Source organism: Chryseobacterium sp. POL2 (genome assembly GCF_011058315.1).
In the GTDB taxonomy this organism is placed as follows: domain Bacteria; phylum Bacteroidota; class Bacteroidia; order Flavobacteriales; family Weeksellaceae; genus Soonwooa.
This window is the reverse complement of record NZ_CP049298.1, coordinates 450,559-469,913: the sequence shown is the minus strand read 5'-3', so window position 1 is coordinate 469,913 and position 19,355 is coordinate 450,559. Positions and strand designations below refer to the sequence as shown.

Below are 19,355 nucleotides of genomic sequence, written 5' to 3'. Positions count from 1 at the left end.
CGATTTTTTATTAACTTTATCTCATAACAATTTAAAACACGAATACCATGGCATCACAATCAGAAGTAGGACACGCTAAAAATGTAGCGAATTTTCAAGATTTAATTACGTACTGCGCTGCTTACGGAACCACCTACAATCCGTCAAAGACTGCTTTGCAATTAGCCCCTTTAAACACTTTACTTACCTCCGCACAAACAGAAATCGCCCACGTAACCACAGCAAAAAATGCTTTCGATACCACTACTGGAGACCGCCAATTAGCATTTGAAAACCTAAAACCATTAGCAACAAAAGTCTATAACGCCCTTTCTGTTACCGATGCTACTGCACAAACACTTGCAGATGCCAAAACGATTAATAATAAATTGCAAGGCAAAAGAGCAAAAGAAATTACAGAAAATCCCACTCCCGAAAATGGAACACCTCCTACAAATACCGTTTCCGTATCTCGTCAAAGTTACGATAGCCTTACCGAAAACTTTTCATCATTAATAGATTTGGTCTCGTCTGTTCCATCTTATACACCAAACGAAGCAGATTTAAGTGTTGCATCGCTTACCACTTTCCGAGATAGTTTAGTGGTTGCAAATACCAATGTCATCACTTCCGAAGTAGCTTACAGCAACGCAAGAATTTCAAGAGACAACCTACTCTATGCAAAAGATACGGGTTTAGTAGAAATCGCACAAGACGTAAAAAATTATGTAAAATCCATATTTGGCGCAACATCCCCACAATACAAGCAAGTAAGTGGAATAAAATTTACAAACCGAGTTTCATAATCAATATTTGAAATCGAAATTTTAAGAGTTGTTTCCAAAATCGAGACAACTCTTTTCATTTAAAAGCATTCAACAGCCCAAAAATAGTATTCTATCACCATATTTTTGAAAACTTTCGACAGTATTCAGTATTCTTCCGAGATATTTTAGAAAGTAAGCACCATACTTTAGTATTTTAGCATCAACAATTAGAAAACTACCGCAGGAGTTTAGTATTCTTGCGTCGGAGTTTAGAAAAATAGCACCACACTTTAGTTTTTTAACACAAACATTTAGAAAACTACCATCGGAGTTTAGTATTCTGTCACAAACAATCATAAAACAAAGAAAAAAAACCACCGCTTAGGAAAAAGCACATTTGCAAACTGCTCCACCCATCGCAAAACCAAAGTTTGCAAAAGAACTTTTCCCTTCCATCTTTTCCCCTCCGCTAAAAAAGAATAAATTTCCCAAGCTAACTCCTGCATATTTCCAATTCAAAAGACAAAAAAGCACTGCATATAACATTGTATTGGCAAAATGCGGGAGGAAGTATAAAGTTGAAAATTTGGAAAAATATTCCGCCGAATATTTTTCCGTTCACGATATTTTTGTAATTTAGTTCACGGAAAAAATATCGGCTTCGTTTGGTCGAAAATTGAACTTTTAGTTCTTCGAAAGCCCGCACTTCGCCAATACTTTTTCCGTTACCTGCAATCTTATAAAAAATCGCACATGAAAAGAAGTCTAACAATAAGTTTAATGTTAATTTACAATATATTTTTCGGACAGGAATATAAGATTATTACATTTAAAGATTCAATTCCTGAAAAAAAGAATTATCAAATTTTTGAATTTATCAACAATAAAACTTCTGTGGAAAATTTAAAATATTTAGCAAGTATAAGTTGTGAAGGAGAAAAATCTGCTTTTTCAAATATTTTTGAGATTGCTAAATTTAAATCTCAAAATCTTGGAGCCAATTCTTTTAAATACATAAAAAAAGAAGAAAATGATAAAATGATAAAAATCTTTTTTGACATTTATTATTCTGACGATAAATATTTGTTTGAAAATAGAAAGAATGAAGAAGAAAATAAAATTTACATTTTTGGCAGTGACAATTTGAGTGAAAAGAAAAAACGGTATTACAAATTAAACGGACAATTAAAAACTCTTCCAATTGCAGGATTTGACTCTATAAATTATGAACTTGGTCAAACTCTAAAAATTGCAAAAAAAGATTTTATGTCACCACCTGCAATTTTTACTGCAAATAAGAATTTTAAATCAATATTTTTAAACACAGATGGTTGGGGAAGAAACGAAAGTCAAGAAAGTGTTAAAGACTATGGAATTGTACAAGTAATAACTTATGAACTTTTTTATCAATTTGACAAAAATTTAGGATTTACATTGTTAGAAATTAAGAAATAAAAAAGACTGCAGGTAACATTGTATTGGCAAAATGCGGGAGAAAGTACAGAGTTGAAAAGCAGAAATTCTTAGCCGCTCATGCTTTTCAATTCTGCATTTTTTTGTAATTTAGTTTCATTGAAAAAGCATTCGCTACGTTTGTGAATTCTTGAACTGAAGTTCTTCGAATTCCCGCACTTCGCCAATACTTTTTCCGTTATCGGCAATTTCACAAAAATGCGCATAAAACAAAACGACTTCGAAATTGAGCTATTTCCTGACAATTTATTTGAAGAAAATTCTTCGGATAATATAAATTGTTACAAAAATATTTATGCAAATAATTCAGAATATCAGCCTTTAACAAAAATTGGAATTAAAATTTTTAAAAATCATCTTGAAATTAAATCTGCAATAATTATTTCAGAAGGAGGAGCAACAGGAATTTATGAAAATTCTTTCGTTTTAAAAGATTATGAAATTTTAATTTGTTGTGGTTGCACTATTTTTTGTCTTTCAATTCCTAATTTAGAACTTCAATGGAAAACAAAAGCTGACGAAATTACTTGCATAGAAATCTTGAAACATAAAGAAGATTATATAATTCACGGTGAATTAGAAATATCAAAACTAAGTTCAAATGGAGAAATATTGTGGTCAAATTCTGGTGCAGATATTTTCGTATCCCTAAATGATGAAAACAACGTAATTCTTTCCGACAAATATTTAAGTGTAAAAGATTTTGAAAACAGAACATATAAGTTTTCATATTATGGAGAAAACTTGACGGATATGAATCAATTTAAATAATAAAGAAACTGCCGATAACAGTGTATTGGTAAAATGCGGGGTTTATGGCTAAATTGAACTACTCTACTTTTTTATACGCCGCTGCTTTTCATATTGTTTTTTTTCTTAAATTAGACAATCTGAAAAAGCATTTGCTTCGTTTCTGAATTCTTGAAATTCCAGTTCTTCGAATTCCCGCACTTCGCAAAGCCTTTTTCCGTTATCAGCAATTTTATACAAACCAGTGGAAAACAAATTAATTACATTTAAAAAATTAGAAAATGGGAGATATTTTTTTGATCTTCATAAATATTTGATAAATTTTATTATTTCATTTATTTTAATTTTTCCATTAATATATTTTCCAACAAAAAATTCTATTTTCGCATTTTTATGCGTAATTATTTTTGGTATTATTATATCAATTTTTATTGAGATAAGTGACTATGTTGGGAAAAAATTTCATCACAAAATTTTTGAAAAAAAAATCTTTAAAGATTTGAGATTAAGAAATTTTGAAAAAGAAAAAATTGGTAAATATGAAGGTCTAATAAAAACAGAAAATGGAAGGACAATTAGAATTTTTTATAATTGGAATAAAACAGCAGAAGGTCCACTAAGTTTTGGAGATATTGAAATTAATATTTTTTATGAACCGCAATTTATTGAAAATGATTTTAATAGAGTTAATATTAATAAATTAAAAGCATTGAATAAGAAATATGATAAATCTTTTTGGTCAAAAACAAAGAGAATTATGTTTACTTTGGACTGCTTAAAGGTATGTTTTAACTATTATCCTTGGACAAAAAGTGATAAAATTGAACGAGAAATAATAATAGGTTTAAAAATATTAAACGATACAGATTTAAGTCCTTTTGATTTAAGAAATATTAAAAATAAAGATTTAAGACAAAAAGAACTTGAAGGATGTTTTTATCCAGATATGCAATTTATTTGGGAATACTTAGAAAAAAACTGCCGATAACATAGTATTGGCAAAATGCGGGGTTAAACGCAAGTTGAAAATTTTGTAGCATTTATCCACCGCTGCTTTTCCGTATTGATTTTTTTTGTAATTTAACAATCCGAAAAAAGCATCGGCTACGCTCGGTTCTGAATTGAACTTTTCGTCCAATCCAGCCCGCACTTCGCCAATACTTTTTCCGTTAGCAGAAATGCTACAAAAATTCGTGTTCAAATTCAAAATCCAAAAATAATTCAGTAAATTTGATTCAAATATTATTACAATGGATTTAGAAAATAGAAAATTAAACTTAATCACATACCTTGCTCAATTGCAGGATGAAAGTTTCTTTGAAAAAATCGAAAATTATATTTTAAGAAAATTCGAAAAAGAAGATCATTCTGAATTCAGACCATTTACTGTTGAAGAACTTATTAACAGAATTGAAAAATCTGAACAAGATTTTAAAAATGGAAAATATAAATCTCAAGAAGATTTGGAAAAATTATCAGCAAATTGGTAGAAATGAAAATTATTTGGACCGATTTTGCAATAGAAAATCTTAAAGATATTTTTGATTATTACTCAAATAAAGCAAATAAAAAAGTTGCTCATAAAATTCGGAAGCAAATTTTGACCTCGACAAAACAATTAATCAATAATCCTAAATCTGGCCAAATTGAATTAAATCTAGAAAAACTAAATCAAAAGCATAGATATATTGTTTGTGGAAATTATAAAGTCATTTACAAAATTGTGGATACTAAAATAATCATCAATGACATTTTTGATGGAAGACAAAATCCAATAAAAATGACTGATGAAAGAAGAAAATCAAAATAAAAATAAAAAGCACTTCTGCTAACATAGGTAACTGTTGCACAACTCCTTTTTTTTAGAAAATAGTTTTCAAAAACATGAAATTTTGACCTCTTTAGAAGCAATTTTAGAGAGGTTTTTTTTTAGTTGTAGTTCAAAATTCTAGAATTTGAATAGCTTAAAATCGAGTTTTTATAGACTGAAAAGGCGCGTTTTGAAAAAGCAAAGTTCTTCCCTTGTTTTAGAGATAGAACTTGGGCTAAAATACTTGGTTTTTTAATGGTAAAACGCATGTATTTCTTCAAGTTGTAGGTTAAACTTGCCATCAGTACATGTTTGTTTGCGTTTTTGATGCCTCGAGTGTTGACTCGTTTCATGTTGGTAAAGTTGATCAACGTTCCAATGACGGGTTCTACCGTTTTGCTTCGCACTCTAACCATTTTCTTGGCATATTTCTCGTTTTGGGTGAGTTTTTGATGCATACGGTCGTAATGTTCTTTGTGGATGCTGTCGTCTAGCTTTTTAAACTTGGTGCTTTTGCCACAGCATTGTTCTCTTAGTGGACAGTTTTTGCAATCTGTTTCACTGCTTCGGTACGTTCGTTTGGTGTAGCCTTTACTATCCATTTTTTCGCCTTTGAAAAGCAGTTTAGCTTGCTTACCTTCGGGTTTTGTGCATTGATAATAGTTTTCTTCTTTGTGGTAAGTAAAACCTTCTCGCTCTGATTTGTATTGTCCGAAGTTAGGGATGTAGGCGTTGATGTTTTTTTCGTGCAAATACGCCAATGCTTCGCCACTGCTGTAACCACCATCGGCTAAAAGTTCTTGTAATTCTATTCCGTTTTCCTTTAGGTTTTCTTCTGTGAGTTCTACAATTTGTTCTAAACACTGACTGTCGCGTTTATCCGCAAAATCTGAACACGCTCCTGTAATGACATGGTGCGCATCGTCAACTGCGATTTGTCCAAAATAATTTAATTGTCGCGCTTTGCCGGGTTTTACACTCACTCTAGCATCGCTATCTGTGGGAGAATAATGGGTGTGATTAGATAGGTATTTGGGACGGATGAGATTGCCGTTTTCATCTATCTGTCTACTATTGCTATTTGCTGGCATTCCTTTATACGCTTCTGCTTTCCAATCATGGTGGCGTTCAACGAGTTTCTTGCGGGTGGTAGTTACTTTGTATTCGCTGTTTTCTTCTAGTTCGTTTACAAAAGCACTGGCGTCTTCTAAAACTTCTTTCTCTACCAAGCTATCCATAGAAGCATTAGCTTTGATGAAAACGCTGTCCACCGCTTGTCGTTTACCACGAACCATATTTTTAGAAACGCACATTCTCAAGACTTCTTTAAACAAGTTTAAAAAGACTTCTTCGCCATACAAACCGCGAGTTCGGCTAATGGTACTGTGCCAAGGAAGCTGCTCATGTACATCATAACCTAAAAACAATCTTATCGACAAGCTATCACTACAAAAAGCTATCAACTGTCTATCTGAATTGATATTGTTTAAATATCCCACCAATAATATCTTAAAGAAAACAACAGGATCTATACTCTCCTGTCCTTCCTTACCATAATACTTTTGAGTTGCTTTATAAATGAAATCTAAATTGAGTTCGGATAACATTTTTCTATAAAAATTATCCTCTGGAACTAGGTCTAATAAATTGACCGAAACAAATAATTGTGGTGTAAAACTCTTCTTTCCTTGCATACATCAATTTACGAAATATCCCGTTTTTATACAAGTTTATTTGTATATTTGAGTTGTGCAACAAGCACATAGTATTGGCAAAATGCGGGGAGAAGTCTTAGTTGAACTTTTTGTAATATTTAGCCGCCAATATTTTCCAATTCCACATTTTTGTTTAACTTAGTTCCATTGAAAAAATATTGGCTACGATTGGTCTGAACTTGAACTTTCGTTCAAATTAAGCCCGCACTTCGCCAATACTTTTTCCGTTAGCAGAAAGTGTTCCCAAACTTTGTGTTAAAACTAATGGAAAAATTTTATTAATTTTAAAAACAAAAATTTATGAAAAAGAATTATTTTTTAACAATGCTTGCTTTATTATTTTTATTCTCGTGTACAAGAGAATATCTTATGGAGTCTAATGACACAATTCAATTTCATTCAAATTCAAGAGTGAATAAAGTAAGTTTTGAGGAAATGGAAAATTTTATTCAAAAAAATGCAAAAAATACTCTTCCAGATTATTTAAAACCCAATAATCTAAATAAAAATACAAAACAATATATTACTGCTATTGACACAGCAGATATTATTAAAGTTGTACATAACGATATTACTTCTTTCACGTTAAAAGTTAACACAGTAGATGATAAAGACTTTACATTTTCAAATCTTGTAATTAATGTACATAACGGCAATATAGAAGAATATATTTATAATTATATACCAGATGCTCAATGGTTAAAAAATTATATAATTAATAAAAAAGGAGATTATCAAGGTGTTTTAAAAATAACGGATATTAATGGAAATAACAAAACAGAAAACCATGCAAAGAATTCTACTACATGTATGGTAGAAATGCATGTCCCTTGTTTTGGTGCGGGTTGCCCATGTAGTGATTATAATGGAGTAACCTATTATATAATGGATATTTGTACAACAGGAGGTGGCAGTGGATCTTCGGGCGGAAATACTGGTGGGCCACCATCAGGAGGAGGAGGTGGTGGTACAGTGCCCAATGTACCTACTACAGAACAGATTAATAATTTCATAGCATTTCTATCTCCATCTTCTCATGCCTATATCACAGAAAACATTGGCGCACTAACCGATATAATCAACTATTTTTCACAAAATGGATTAGCTCCCAAGCACCAAGGTTTCATTACTTCTGTTTTAGAATATGTTACCAAAAAGAATATAGCTTGGTCTAGTTTTAATCCAATTTTCACATCTGCAGTAGCATACAAAAATCAAAATCCAAATGAATGGACAAGCATAAGCACAATACAAGATTTTGCTTTCGATTTTATGTTGCAAAACCCCACTATTTCATGGTTGCAATTTCAAAATGAGTTTATTACCTTTCCGCCTCCACATACAGCTATTCCTAATATCCAAGATTTTTTAAGTGTTTTTGACATACATCAATCAGCAAATCTGACGGTTTATGCTCAAAAAATGTTTGGAGGCAATGGTGTTGGTCATGCTTTTATTTCTATTAGCCAAGGTAATAATGTTAGAACATATGGATTTTATCCAAAATTAGGATTTCCCGCCAATACCAATGGACCAGGTATTTTTGGAAATAATTCAGGTTTCCCCTATACCTTTGGTTGGAATCTTGGAACTATTTCGTCCACACAACTCCAACAAATTATTGGCAATTCAATTGCTTTTTCTCATAGTGACTATAATATTCTAATGAATAATTGTAGTGATTTTGCTCTATATGCATTACAAGTTGTGGGAGTTAATGCACCTACATCAGGTATCGACACTCCAAATACTGTTATAAATATAATTTCGAGTCATGCACAATACACAAATGGAAATGCACCGTAAAAAAAGTAAATTTTATATGCAGATTTTAAAGCATATAAATATAATATCATTTCTTGCTATCTTTAGCATTAATCAAGATGGGTTACCTATATTTATTTATTTACTTTTCTCAATCATAGAATTTGTAAATAGTTTTACTTATCATAATACCGGTATCAATTGGGAATTAGGTATTATGCCAATTTTAGTAATGGGTACCTTAATTATTTTTTCCTCGTATAAAAAATTCAAAAATCCATATTTGATGATAATATGCTTTATTTCATTATTCCTATTTATTATTTCTGAATCTGGCATTATTCATTTAAATGATTCTAATAAAATTACCCTTCAATTTCTAATACCTTTAATAGTTTACGCAATATCATCAATTATCTTAATATTTAAAGTTAGAGAGTGGTAATAAATTAATCGGCTTGCTTGTAGCAAGCCGATATTATTTTAATCATCAGCAAAACAAAATATTCCTTATATTTGAAACACTATCAACCAAAAAACATAAATATCATGAAATCCACATCAGAAACAGGACACGCCAAAAACGTAGCCAACTTTCAAGACCTAATCGAATTTGTTACCACTTACGGAACAAACTATAATCCATCAAAAGAAAGTCTAAAACTGCCACAGCTCATTACACAAAAAACATCCGCTGAAACCACATTAACAGATGTCATCACAAAAAACACTGAGTATAATAACAAAGTAAACGAAAGAGTTTCCGCATTCAGTGGTTTAAAATCACTTTCCACAAGACTGATTAACGCATTACAAACCACGGATGCTACTAAGCAAACGATTGACGACGCCAAAACCTACAACCGAAAACTACAAGGCAAGAAAGCAATATCAACCCAAATCCCACCCGACACCAATACACCTGCACCAAACACCATTTCCACAAGCCAACAATCCTACGACCAACTCATACAACATTTTATAGGTCTCAAATCCGTATTAGAAGCCGAACCAAGCTACACTCCAAACGAAACCGATTTACAAATCGCTTCTCTTGATACAAAAATTTCAGACCTCACTTCAAAAAATACTGCAGTCTCAACAGCCTATGCCAACGTCAGCAATTCAAGAATCTCACGAAACAAAGTACTTTATACAGACCCTACTTCCCTTGTAGAAACCGCCAATGAAGTAAAGAAATACATCAAATCCGTATTTGGAGTCACCAGTCCCGAATACGCACAAGTAAAAGGAATAGAATTCACAAAACCTAGGATTTAGAAAAAGTCAGAAAAGATTTCATAATCGTAAGTTTAGAAATACCCAATAATGAAAAAGAAATACGACATACGGATTTAGTATTATTCGATGCGATAAGAGAAATATTCAATGACGGAAAAGAAATATGACATACAAATTTAGAATTATTCAATGCGATAAGAGAAATATTCAATGACGGAAAAGAAATATGACATACAAATTTAGAATTATTCAATGCGCGGAAAGAAATATACTATGACTGTTTAGGATTATTCAATGACAGAAAAGAAATATAATATACAAGAAAAAGAAACTATAAACCTCTTTCAAAGATGAAAATAAAGCATTATAAAAAACACCTTCTGCTAACATTGTATTGGCAAAATGCGGGATTTAAGGGCAAATTGAACTTTTTGTAATATTTATCCGCCAATATTTTCCAATTCCACATTTTTTACTAATTTAGTTCCATTGAAAAAATATTGGCTACAATTAGTCTGAACTTGAACTTTCGTTCAATTAATCCCGCACTTCGCCAATACTTTTTCCGTTGTGTGCAATCGCCCAAAAAATTCCGCTTGAAATTTTGAATTTTAATTCTTCAAAAATCTGAAAAATTTGGCGCTGAAATTTGACAAAAATTATTCTGAAAAAAATACTCTGAAAAATATTTTTCTCAAAACAAAATCGAAAAAATAAACGCTTGAAAAATTTGCAGTTGAAAATCTTCAAACTGAAAAAAATTGTTGTTTATTATTGAGAAAAACCGAATAAAATTATTTGAAAAGCAACCGAAAATATTTTCTTGAAAATGAAAATGGATAAGTTTTGACATTTTAATCCTGAAATTTTGACAAATTTTCTTGAAAATATCTGAAAAAACTGCTGAAAAATGGAAAATTACGCTGCACACAACATTATATTGGCAAAATGCGGGGTTGAAGTTTGCGCTGAAATTTTAAAATTTTCATTCGCCGCTGCTTTTCATATTGTTTTTTTATTTAATTTAGTCAATCTGAAAAAGCATCGGCTTCGTTTGTGAATTCTTGAACTTACAGTTCTTCGAATTCCCCGCACTTCGCCAATACTTTTTCGTTAGCAGAAAGTTTATTAAAATGCGAGTTAACAAAAGAAATCTAAAAAAAAACAAAAATGAAAACTAAATCATTTCTAATTATTTTAAATTTATTAATTGGAATTTCAAGTTTTGGTCAGAGTAAACATTCTGAATATAAAAAAATGTTGAATGGAAAATGGGAATATAATGTAGCTTATGATACTATAGCTGTTGCAATTTCTGAAATGGAAAAAAACGATAATTTTTTCTTTACAGATATGAAAATTAATAATGATAATATTGTAATTGATGATTCAACAGATAAATGGAATGGAAAATGGGAGTTGAATAATAATGAACTCATCATAAAATTAGATAACCGAAAAATATTAAAATATTACATTACAAAACTAACTAAAAACGAGATTGAATTACAAGAATTTGGAGCTAAAATTCCATCACTTGGATATAAAAAAAGGAAATAAAAACCTTCAGCTAACATTGTATTGGCAAAATGCGGGGTTTAAGTCAAAGTTGAACTTTTTGTACTTTTTTGCCGCCGCTATTTTTTCATTCCACAAATTTTTTATAACTTAGTTCCACGAAAAAAATATCGGCTACGTTTAGTCTTTCTTGAACTTTCAGTTCTTCGAATTCCCGCACTTCGCCAATACTTTTTTCGTTAGCAGAAATTCCCCTACTCGAAAACGAAGTTGTTTTTAGCCGCTAACGAGATAAGTCGGTACCTCATATTAATATCTTAAATTCTTTATTCTTATCTTAGTAATCGCTCCTTGAAAAGACCGGTTTAAGCAATGGTGTTTAAAAACCCGTCTGCAATTCAGGTAAGATTGCACAAAAGTCTTTGGTAGTAATACTTCAGACGGCGTTAGTTTTTAATGGCGAGTCTGCGATAAGCAGATATCCCGATCAGAATAATTTCAAATTTAGCAAAGTGCAGTCCTTGGAGTTTTTTATTGGTTTAATTGAAAAAATTAAGACATGGAAACTAAGAAGCAGATTTCACTCGAAGTGGTAAATTCCAATGCTGCGGGAATAGATATTGGAAGCCGTAGCCATTGGGTAGCAGTAGGGCAAAATGCAGAGGATGTAAAAGAATTTGGCGTGTACAGCCAAGACCAGTTGGAGATGTGCCACTGGTTACACTCGAATGGCGTTACCTCGATCGCCATGGAATCCACCGGAACTTATTGGCAAAATCTGTTCTCAACTTTGGTGGGACAAGGTTTTGATGTGATTTTGGTTAATGGCAGACAAACCAAAAATATCAAAGGAAAAAAGACAGACATTAAAGATTGCCAATGGATTCAAAAACTTCACTCTCTGGGGCTTTTGAGTGCCAGCTTTTTACCCGATTCGGACACGGACACCGTACGAACCTATTCCAGACACCGTCAAAACCTGCTCAAGCAATCTGCATCATGCACCAGGAGGATGCAAAAATATCTGCGATTGATGAATATGAGGCTTGAAGTTGTGGTAAGGGATATAGTCGGTCTTACAGGATCTTGCATTATTGAAGCTTTTCTAAACGGAGAGCACAAGGGAGAGGAATTGGCAAAACTCCGTCATTACAATTGCCGAAAATCAGAGGAGGAAATCGCAAAAGCTCTGCAGTTCAATGGGCGCAAAGATTATCTCTTTGCCTTGAAGCAAGAGTGGGATTCCTACAAACACCTCCAGCAACAAATCATGGATACGGATTTGCAGATCGACCGGCTCCTGAAGGAATTCATCGAAAAGGACGAGCATAAGAAACAGCATACCATTGAAAAAAAAAGCACAAGCGTAAAAATAAAAACGCAGTAAGCCAAACCGACATGAATTTAATTGCTTACCAATATTTTGAAGGGATAGACTTGATGGCGATTGAGGGAGTAAGCGAAGGGTTGATTATGGCTCTCATCGCAGAAGTCGGATTAGATGGGATTAGAAAATTTCCCACTGCAAAACAATTCACTGCATGGCTCAGGCTCGCCCCCAACAACAAAATAAGTGGTGGCAAAGTATTATCCAACCACATTCCGAAGGGAAGTTCGCGGCTGAAAATAGCATTCAGAAACACGGCCAATGCCATGGGCAACCTAAAGGAGGGATGGCTCGCTGAGTTCTTCAAAAGATTAAGCTACAAAAAAGGAAGGGCAACTGCTGTTTCTGCACTCGCCCGAAAGCTCGCCGTCATTATATGGAATATGCTCGTTAAGGGGCAAGGTTACAATCCGCCTTCACAATACCTTTTTCTGGACGAGAAAAGAAAAATAGCAGCAGCCAAAAGAATACAAAAACAAATCACTAAATTTGGACTGACTAATAAGGATATTGAATTCAAAACAACTTGATTATCAATAGTAAAGTTTAACGTTAGTCAGAAGTGGCAAACAACTTTCCGCAAAATTATGAGCATAGAAAAACATATTCCTTATGAACAAATTCGTAATCGTCCATGCGATTTTATTGTAAAATATAAATTTTATTCAAAAAAAGAAGGCGGAAGAAAAACGGGAGAACCATTTCAAGGTTATCGGTCAGATTTTATGTATTACGAAGATGAAGTTGAAAATATAATTCAATCACAAATGTGGATGATTCATCCCGAATTTTTGGACTCTGAAAACAATGTAATATTAAACAAAACAATATCAGTTCCAAAATCTGGACATGCAAAAATGTGGATTTTAAATGAATCATTTTTTGAGTTGCATAAAAAACGAATTAAGATTGGACAAAAAGGTTTCTTTATGGAAGGACCACATAAAACAGCTGAATGTGAAGTTACCGAAATAGTTAATCTGAATAATTTATAACTAAAAAAAACATACCACCTGCAGCTAACATTGGTAACTGTTGCACAACTCCTTTTTTTTAGAAAATAGTTTTCAAAAACATGAAATTTTGACCTCTTTAGAAGCAATTTTAGAGAGGTTTTTTTTTAGTTGTAGTTCAAAATTCTAGAATTTGAATAGCTTAAAATCGAGTTTTTATAGACTGAAAAGGCGCGTTTTGAAAAAGCAAAGTTCTTCCCTTGTTTTAGAGATAGAACTTGGGCTAAAATACTTGGTTTTTTAATGGTAAAACGCATGTATTTCTTCAAGTTGTAGGTTAAACTTGCCATCAGTACATGTTTGTTTGCGTTTTTGATGCCTCGAGTGTTGACTCGTTTCATGTTGGTAAAGTTGATCAACGTTCCAATGACGGGTTCTACCGTTTTGCTTCGCACTCTAACCATTTTCTTGGCATATTTCTCGTTTTGGGTGAGTTTTTGATGCATACGGTCGTAATGTTCTTTGTGGATGCTGTCGTCTAGCTTTTTAAACTTGGTGCTTTTGCCACAGCATTGTTCTCTTAGTGGACAGTTTTTGCAATCTGTTTCACTGCTTCGGTACGTTCGTTTGGTGTAGCCTTTACTATCCATTTTTTCGCCTTTGAAAAGCAGTTTAGCTTGCTTACCTTCGGGTTTTGTGCATTGATAATAGTTTTCTTCTTTGTGGTAAGTAAAACCTTCTCGCTCTGATTTGTATTGTCCGAAGTTAGGGATGTAGGCGTTGATGTTTTTTTCGTGCAAATACGCCAATGCTTCGCCACTGCTGTAACCACCATCGGCTAAAAGTTCTTGTAATTCTATTCCGTTTTCCTTTAGGTTTTCTTCTGTGAGTTCTACAATTTGTTCTAAACACTGACTGTCGCGTTTATCCGCAAAATCTGAACACGCTCCTGTAATGACATGGTGCGCATCGTCAACTGCGATTTGTCCAAAATAATTTAATTGTCGCGCTTTGCCGGGTTTTACACTCACTCTAGCATCGCTATCTGTGGGAGAATAATGGGTGTGATTAGATAGGTATTTGGGACGGATGAGATTGCCGTTTTCATCTATCTGTCTACTATTGCTATTTGCTGGCATTCCTTTATACGCTTCTGCTTTCCAATCATGGTGGCGTTCAACGAGTTTCTTGCGGGTGGTAGTTACTTTGTATTCGCTGTTTTCTTCTAGTTCGTTTACAAAAGCACTGGCGTCTTCTAAAACTTCTTTCTCTACCAAGCTATCCATAGAAGCATTAGCTTTGATGAAAACGCTGTCCACCGCTTGTCGTTTACCACGAACCATATTTTTAGAAACGCACATTCTCAAGACTTCTTTAAACAAGTTTAAAAAGACTTCTTCGCCATACAAACCGCGAGTTCGGCTAATGGTACTGTGCCAAGGAAGCTGCTCATGTACATCATAACCTAAAAACAATCTTATCGACAAGCTATCACTACAAAAAGCTATCAACTGTCTATCTGAATTGATATTGTTTAAATATCCCACCAATAATATCTTAAAGAAAACAACAGGATCTATACTCTCTTGTCCTTCCTTACCATAATACTTTTGAGTTGCTTTATAAATGAAATCTAAATTGAGTTCGGATAACATTTTTCTATAAAAATTATCCTCTGGAACTAGGTCTAATAAATTGACCGAAACAAATAATTGTGGTGTAAAACTCTTCTTTCCTTGCATACATCAATTTACGAAATATCCCGTTTTTATACAAGTTTATTTGTATATTTGAGTTGTGCAACAAGCACATTGTATTGGCAAAATGCGGGGTGAAGTGCAAAATTGAAAAGCAGAAAAAATAATCCGCTCATGCTTTTCAATTCCACTTTTTTTTCTTATTTTAGTGTACTTGAAAAAGCATTCGCTACGCTTGGTCGTTCTTGAACTTTCAGTTCTTCGAAAGCCCACACCTCGCAAAGCCCCTTTCCGTTAGCAGAAATGGTTGACAAATACTCCGCTGAAACCTAAAACCAAAGAAAAATAATATGAAAAAATATTTTTTAATTATTACTATAATTTTGACAAGTTTAATTTTGTTTAACTGTAGCGAAGATGATTGCTTTATACCACCTGAAAATATTGTATTTGAATTCGTGAATGTGTCTGGAGAAAATTTATTGCAAAATGGAACATTAGATAAATCCAAAATTATTGTTCAGCAAAATGAAGGAAATGGAAATTCAATCGGAATTAAAACAAATATTAGAGAGGACAATAAAATTTCTTTAGAGGGAGTTGGTTGGAGTGAAGGAAGTAAAGATTATGATGTTTACTTAACAATAAATCCTGTAAAAACATTTAGATTTAAAACTACATCTTCAAAAATAACTGGAAAATGTTCTGGTTACAAAATTGATAATATTCAAATTGAAGATATAAATTCAACCAGTGAAAATGGCTATTATAAGATAATCGTTGAATAGAAAACCACTTCTGCTAACATTGTATTATATAAACTTTGTTCCAAAAAGCCTATAAATACAGGGTTATCTTACTCACTTACTTATCATTGTACAACATAAATACAACAAATTAGAAAACATCAGTAAATTGGTAGATTCCCTGCTTTTGCTGTTTAGCTTGTAGGTTTAACGCTTGATATTTAGGAAGTAGTTGACAGTAATAATTATTACTAGCTTTTGCATATCCATTTTTTATTAGTTCTTCGTTCAAGCACAAACCATTCGGCAAAATCACATAAGCCAATTGCCTTTTCCAAAAATCCAATTGATGTTTTCTTTCCGTGAGTAATGTTACTCTTGTTCCGATTGGTGCTACTTGCAATACAAAATCCAAACTCATCAAACCATATTGCAATAGCATAGAACTTGGAATATGGCTCTTGGCTTCATCTTCCAACATTTTACGGTTTATTCTCACTTCTGGGGCATCTAATCCATACAAACGGATTTCCTTCGATATTTGCCCGAATTCCTGCTTTACTTTTATCGTGTCTCCGTCCAATACTTCTTCTATTTTGACGTGAGTTTCTTCTATAAAGTCACTAATTTCGTTGTATTTCATTGGTTTACAGTATTTTAACTATTGATTTTATAAAGATAATAAATGATATTTGTAAGTGTCTAGACAACAGTGTTTTTCAATCTTTTCTAATTACAAAATCGTATTACAATGGCAAGACAAAAAGGTCTTATGAAGTACACCGGAACTATTGGTGACGTAAGACATTTCAAAATCAAAGGTCAGCAGGGATTTTTTGCCGGATTGGTAGGAGGTCCTACTGCTCAACAGGTTAAATCTGCTCCGGAGTTTGAAAGAACTCGGGAAAACATGAACGAATTTGGCGGATGTGCCAAAGCCGGAAAATCGCTAAGAACTGCTTTATCCGCTTTGATGGGTAAATTTACTGATCCACAGGTTACAGGTCGTTTAACTTCAATTATGAAGAAAATCAATTTGGAGGACGGAACCGAAGCCAGAGGTTACCGAAAAGTTGAAATTTCCACACAAAGAAAATATTTGGACGGATTTGAGTTCAATAAAAATCTTTCTATCTCAGGTATTTTCAATGCTCCTTATGATGTGAATCACGATGTGGACAGAACATCTGCAGATTTCATCGTAGATGAATTTCTGCCAGTGGATTTGATTTCTGCTCCGTCAGGTTCTACGCATTTCCGTTTATTGAATGCTTTAGCCGTATTGGCTGACTTTTCCTATAATCCAACGACAGGAAGTTATGAACCTGACGATATGGACAATAACGAATTGAATGTAGTAGAATATTCTCCTTACATCCCTTTAAACCAATCTTATTCAGGAGCAACGATAACCGCTACTCTACCTGGAACGCCAACACTTGGAGCAAATGTTTCTGTTGTCCAATGTATAGGAATTGAATTTTTTCAGGAAGTTAACGGTCAATATTATCCTTTTGCTTCCGGTAACTGTCTCAAAATTGAGGAAGCTTTTTAAAATGGTTCAGTTGAAAGCCTTCTTCAAAAAAGAGGGCTTTTATTTTTCATTCGTCGAACTTTTAAAACATTTATGAATTATGAGAATAAAAATAATCAGAGTTGCCGAAGGCAAACAAAGTACATTATCCCATTTGTATATTGACGGAATTTTTCAATGTTTTCTATTAGAGGATAAAATACGTTTGGTTAAAATAATGAAACAAACCGCCATTCCTACGGGAGAATTCTATTTAACCTTAAATACTTGGGGCGGTATGAATAAGACTTACGCCAATACTTATCCCGTTATGCATCGGGGAATGATAGAAATTGATGGTCTACCTACATTTGATGCTGTATATATTCACGTTGGAAATACTATTACGCAAACTGCAGGTTGTCCGCTTACCGGATTGAGCTGGATTAAAAAAGATGGGGATTTTCAGGTTCTTCAAAGTCGTGAAGCCTACAAAATTATTTATCCAAAACTTCTTAAAGTTGTTCAGGGAACGGATAAAGGAATTTTGGTAGAAAACAATTTTCAATTCTAAATATCATAAAGAATGGAAAATGAATACACCATAAACATCCTTTTCGGAGCATTAAGCAGCTTACTTTTAGGCATCGTTGCCTACTTTATAAAACAGTTGCACACTGATTTTAAAAGTATGGAAAAAGACATTTCCGAAGTCAAAACAATGGCTTTGGTCATAAAAACAGAGTTCAAAAATTCGTATGATCTTATCAATCAGAAAGTAGAATATTTAGAACAAAGAATCAATAAAATCGAATTAAACCTCATTAAACATTCAGACAATGAAAAATAACAATTTGAATTTAGTCAGCAGAATTAAAGAACCCACTCCAAAATGGTTCAAAATTATCCGTTCTGCAGGTTTGGTTTTATCCGCAGTTGGCGGTGTTTTAGTAGCCGCTCCGGTTGCTTTGCCTGCTACTTTGATTACAGTCGGAGGTTATTTACTTCTTGGAGGAACTTTAGCAACAGCTATTTCACAAACCGCAATCAATTCTGAAGAACCGGACAAAAATTCGGAAGTAATTCCGAAAAATTCCGCCGAAAATCAGGAAAATTAAATAGTTTATCTATTTTAAAACATTCCTTATGTACCAAAATACCCGCTTTTTAAGTGGGTATTTCTTTTATATTCATTTGCTTTCAGCTCCTTATTTAAGTGGATGAAATAGGTAGCAATTATCTATGAAATAAACTGCCTTTATTGTTCATTCAGAGTTATTGCAATAAAAAAGCCCTTAAAGTAAGGGCTAAAATCATCAAATCTTGTAATAGTATTTCTGTACAAGAACACTACGAAGTTCTGCAAGTTGCTTCAATTGTTTGGAATAATGTTGTTCGAGTTGATAGACCGCTTTGATGTCCTGCAGGATTTTTCCGTTTTGTTCCATTTTGGAAAAACTTGGAATAATCCATTTTTGAAGGACTTTTTTGAGTTCTGAAAGTCGAAGCATATCAATTACACTTCCGCAGAGATACGGATGGAAAAATCCGTTTTTCCAAAGGGTGTAAAATATCCAGTACAGGTTTTCTTTTTCGGTTTCGTTCCTACAATATAGGATAAAACAATTCGGGCAAGGTTCAAAAAGCGGTTTTCCTGCGTTTTTTCCTCTTGATAAAATGAAAATTGAATTTTCAGGCGTTTCCTTTTCGGAATTGTACGTGCGTACTTTGAAATTGAGCATAGTTTTCGATTTAAAAATTGATGCTCCGCCGAAATATTTTTAAAAGAAAACCAAGAAAAAAACCGAAAAAAAAAGAAAAAAAGAAAGCCCTTTCAAAAGGGGGCGGGGCGTTCTGTCAAGGTTTTTTGGAAAAAATTTTTGCGTATATTTTATACGAAAAAATCTTTTTCCAAAAACACGAAGTGCTTGACCTTTACAGAACTTAGCGGCTGGATTCAGGAAGCCCCCTAACTTACTTTCCTTTTTTTATTTTTTGTAGGAACCCAAATCTTCAAAGAATGACCATAAAGCGTTGGGAA

General features: G+C 33.1%; 22 protein-coding genes. 17 read left to right on the top strand and 5 right to left on the bottom strand.

What is annotated here, in order from left to right; translation table 11 throughout:
- Positions 1-47: 47 nt before the first annotated feature.
- The 4 genes from G6R40_RS02145 (at position 48) to G6R40_RS02130 (ending at position 3,957) form a co-directional block, all read left to right on the top strand.
- Positions 48-785: a hypothetical protein gene (locus G6R40_RS02145; protein ID WP_165131122.1), complete on the top strand. Its 738-nt coding sequence runs from the start codon at positions 48-50 to the stop codon at positions 783-785.
- 714 nt (positions 786-1,499) lie between these two features.
- Positions 1,500-2,201 carry a hypothetical protein gene (locus tag G6R40_RS02140; RefSeq protein ID WP_165131120.1) on the top strand — a complete coding sequence of 234 codons (702 nt, stop codon included), beginning with the start codon at positions 1,500-1,502 and terminating at the stop codon, positions 2,199-2,201.
- 216 nt (positions 2,202-2,417) lie between these two features.
- Positions 2,418-2,990: a hypothetical protein gene (locus G6R40_RS02135; RefSeq protein WP_165131118.1), complete on the top strand. Its 573-nt coding sequence runs from the start codon at positions 2,418-2,420 to the stop codon at positions 2,988-2,990.
- 223 nt (positions 2,991-3,213) lie between these two features.
- Positions 3,214-3,957 carry a hypothetical protein gene (locus G6R40_RS02130; RefSeq protein WP_165131116.1) on the top strand — a complete coding sequence of 248 codons (744 nt, stop codon included), beginning with the start codon at positions 3,214-3,216 and terminating at the stop codon, positions 3,955-3,957.
- Here the strand turns inward: G6R40_RS02130 and G6R40_RS02125 are convergent.
- A complete protein-coding gene (locus G6R40_RS02125) occupies positions 3,937-4,170 on the bottom strand; it encodes a hypothetical protein (protein WP_165131114.1) in 234 nt (77 codons plus the stop codon). The two genes, G6R40_RS02130 and G6R40_RS02125, sit on opposite strands and share 21 nt — an antisense overlap.
- Positions 4,171-4,219: 49 nt before the next feature.
- Between G6R40_RS02125 and G6R40_RS02120 the strand changes: the two genes are divergently transcribed.
- Together G6R40_RS02120 and G6R40_RS02115 are read left to right on the top strand one after the other, a co-directional pair.
- A complete protein-coding gene (locus G6R40_RS02120; protein WP_165131112.1) occupies positions 4,220-4,459 on the top strand; it encodes a hypothetical protein in 240 nt (79 codons plus the stop codon).
- Positions 4,460-4,461: 2 nt separating this feature from the next.
- Positions 4,462-4,779 (top strand): type II toxin-antitoxin system RelE/ParE family toxin, encoded by a 318-nt coding sequence (locus G6R40_RS02115; RefSeq protein WP_165131110.1) that lies wholly within the window; start codon positions 4,462-4,464, stop codon positions 4,777-4,779.
- A 119-nt stretch (positions 4,780-4,898) separates the two neighbouring features.
- Here G6R40_RS02115 and G6R40_RS02110 read toward each other — a convergent pair whose 3' ends face one another.
- A complete protein-coding gene (locus tag G6R40_RS02110; protein ID WP_165131100.1) occupies positions 4,899-6,473 on the bottom strand; it encodes an IS1182 family transposase in 1,575 nt (524 codons plus the stop codon).
- 321 nt (positions 6,474-6,794) lie between these two features.
- Here G6R40_RS02110 and G6R40_RS02105 point away from each other — a divergent pair, with 321 nt between their 5' ends.
- The 6 genes from G6R40_RS02105 to G6R40_RS02085 all read left to right on the top strand — a co-directional run bounded on the left by G6R40_RS02105 (position 6,795) and on the right by G6R40_RS02085 (position 13,400).
- On the top strand, positions 6,795-8,300 hold the full coding sequence (locus tag G6R40_RS02105) for a hypothetical protein (RefSeq protein WP_165131108.1): 1,506 nt from the start codon (positions 6,795-6,797) through the stop codon (positions 8,298-8,300).
- Between the two features lie 507 nt (positions 8,301-8,807).
- Positions 8,808-9,539 (top strand): hypothetical protein, encoded by a 732-nt coding sequence (locus G6R40_RS02100; protein WP_165131106.1) that lies wholly within the window; start codon positions 8,808-8,810, stop codon positions 9,537-9,539.
- A gap of 1,131 nt (positions 9,540-10,670) precedes the next feature.
- Complete coding sequence (locus tag G6R40_RS02095; RefSeq protein WP_165131104.1) at positions 10,671-11,060, top strand: lipocalin family protein; 390 nt, start codon at positions 10,671-10,673, stop codon at positions 11,058-11,060.
- Between the two features lie 517 nt (positions 11,061-11,577).
- A complete protein-coding gene (locus G6R40_RS15095) occupies positions 11,578-12,405 on the top strand; it encodes an IS110 family transposase (RefSeq protein WP_228455897.1) in 828 nt (275 codons plus the stop codon).
- Between the two features lie 11 nt (positions 12,406-12,416).
- Positions 12,417-12,935 carry a transposase gene (locus G6R40_RS15090; protein WP_228455896.1) on the top strand — a complete coding sequence of 173 codons (519 nt, stop codon included), beginning with the start codon at positions 12,417-12,419 and terminating at the stop codon, positions 12,933-12,935.
- Between the two features lie 57 nt (positions 12,936-12,992).
- Positions 12,993-13,400 carry a hypothetical protein gene (locus G6R40_RS02085; RefSeq protein ID WP_165131102.1) on the top strand — a complete coding sequence of 136 codons (408 nt, stop codon included), beginning with the start codon at positions 12,993-12,995 and terminating at the stop codon, positions 13,398-13,400.
- A gap of 125 nt (positions 13,401-13,525) precedes the next feature.
- Here G6R40_RS02085 and G6R40_RS02080 read toward each other — a convergent pair whose 3' ends face one another.
- Entirely contained in the window at positions 13,526-15,100 is a 1,575-nt protein-coding gene (locus tag G6R40_RS02080) for an IS1182 family transposase (protein WP_165131100.1), read from the bottom strand.
- 305 nt (positions 15,101-15,405) lie between these two features.
- Between G6R40_RS02080 and G6R40_RS02075 the strand changes: the two genes are divergently transcribed.
- Positions 15,406-15,843, top strand: a complete 438-nt coding sequence (locus G6R40_RS02075) for a hypothetical protein (protein ID WP_165131098.1) — start codon at positions 15,406-15,408, stop codon at positions 15,841-15,843.
- A gap of 109 nt (positions 15,844-15,952) precedes the next feature.
- Here G6R40_RS02075 and G6R40_RS02070 read toward each other — a convergent pair whose 3' ends face one another.
- The gene (locus G6R40_RS02070) at positions 15,953-16,444 is read right to left on the bottom strand and encodes a thermonuclease family protein (RefSeq protein ID WP_165131096.1); all 492 of its coding nucleotides are present in this window, start codon (positions 16,442-16,444) and stop codon (positions 15,953-15,955) included.
- Positions 16,445-16,552: 108 nt separating this feature from the next.
- On the opposite strand from G6R40_RS02070, the gene G6R40_RS02065 reads away from it, so the two are divergent.
- The 4 genes from G6R40_RS02065 (at position 16,553) to G6R40_RS02050 (ending at position 18,432) form a co-directional block, all read left to right on the top strand.
- Positions 16,553-17,356, top strand: coding sequence for a hypothetical protein (locus G6R40_RS02065; protein ID WP_165131094.1), 804 nt, complete (start codon positions 16,553-16,555; stop codon positions 17,354-17,356).
- A gap of 79 nt (positions 17,357-17,435) precedes the next feature.
- Complete coding sequence (locus G6R40_RS02060) at positions 17,436-17,888, top strand: DUF5675 family protein (protein WP_165131092.1); 453 nt, start codon at positions 17,436-17,438, stop codon at positions 17,886-17,888.
- A gap of 12 nt (positions 17,889-17,900) precedes the next feature.
- Positions 17,901-18,164 carry a hypothetical protein gene (locus tag G6R40_RS02055; RefSeq protein ID WP_165131091.1) on the top strand — a complete coding sequence of 88 codons (264 nt, stop codon included), beginning with the start codon at positions 17,901-17,903 and terminating at the stop codon, positions 18,162-18,164.
- Positions 18,154-18,432: a hypothetical protein gene (locus tag G6R40_RS02050; protein WP_165131090.1), complete on the top strand. Its 279-nt coding sequence runs from the start codon at positions 18,154-18,156 to the stop codon at positions 18,430-18,432. The genes G6R40_RS02055 and G6R40_RS02050 overlap by 11 nt, the downstream gene beginning before the upstream one ends.
- A gap of 198 nt (positions 18,433-18,630) precedes the next feature.
- On the opposite strand, the gene G6R40_RS02045 is transcribed toward G6R40_RS02050, so the two are convergent.
- Positions 18,631-19,056 carry a DUF6943 family protein gene (locus G6R40_RS02045; protein WP_165131089.1) on the bottom strand — a complete coding sequence of 142 codons (426 nt, stop codon included), beginning with the start codon at positions 19,054-19,056 and terminating at the stop codon, positions 18,631-18,633.
- Positions 19,057-19,355 lie beyond the last annotated feature (299 nt).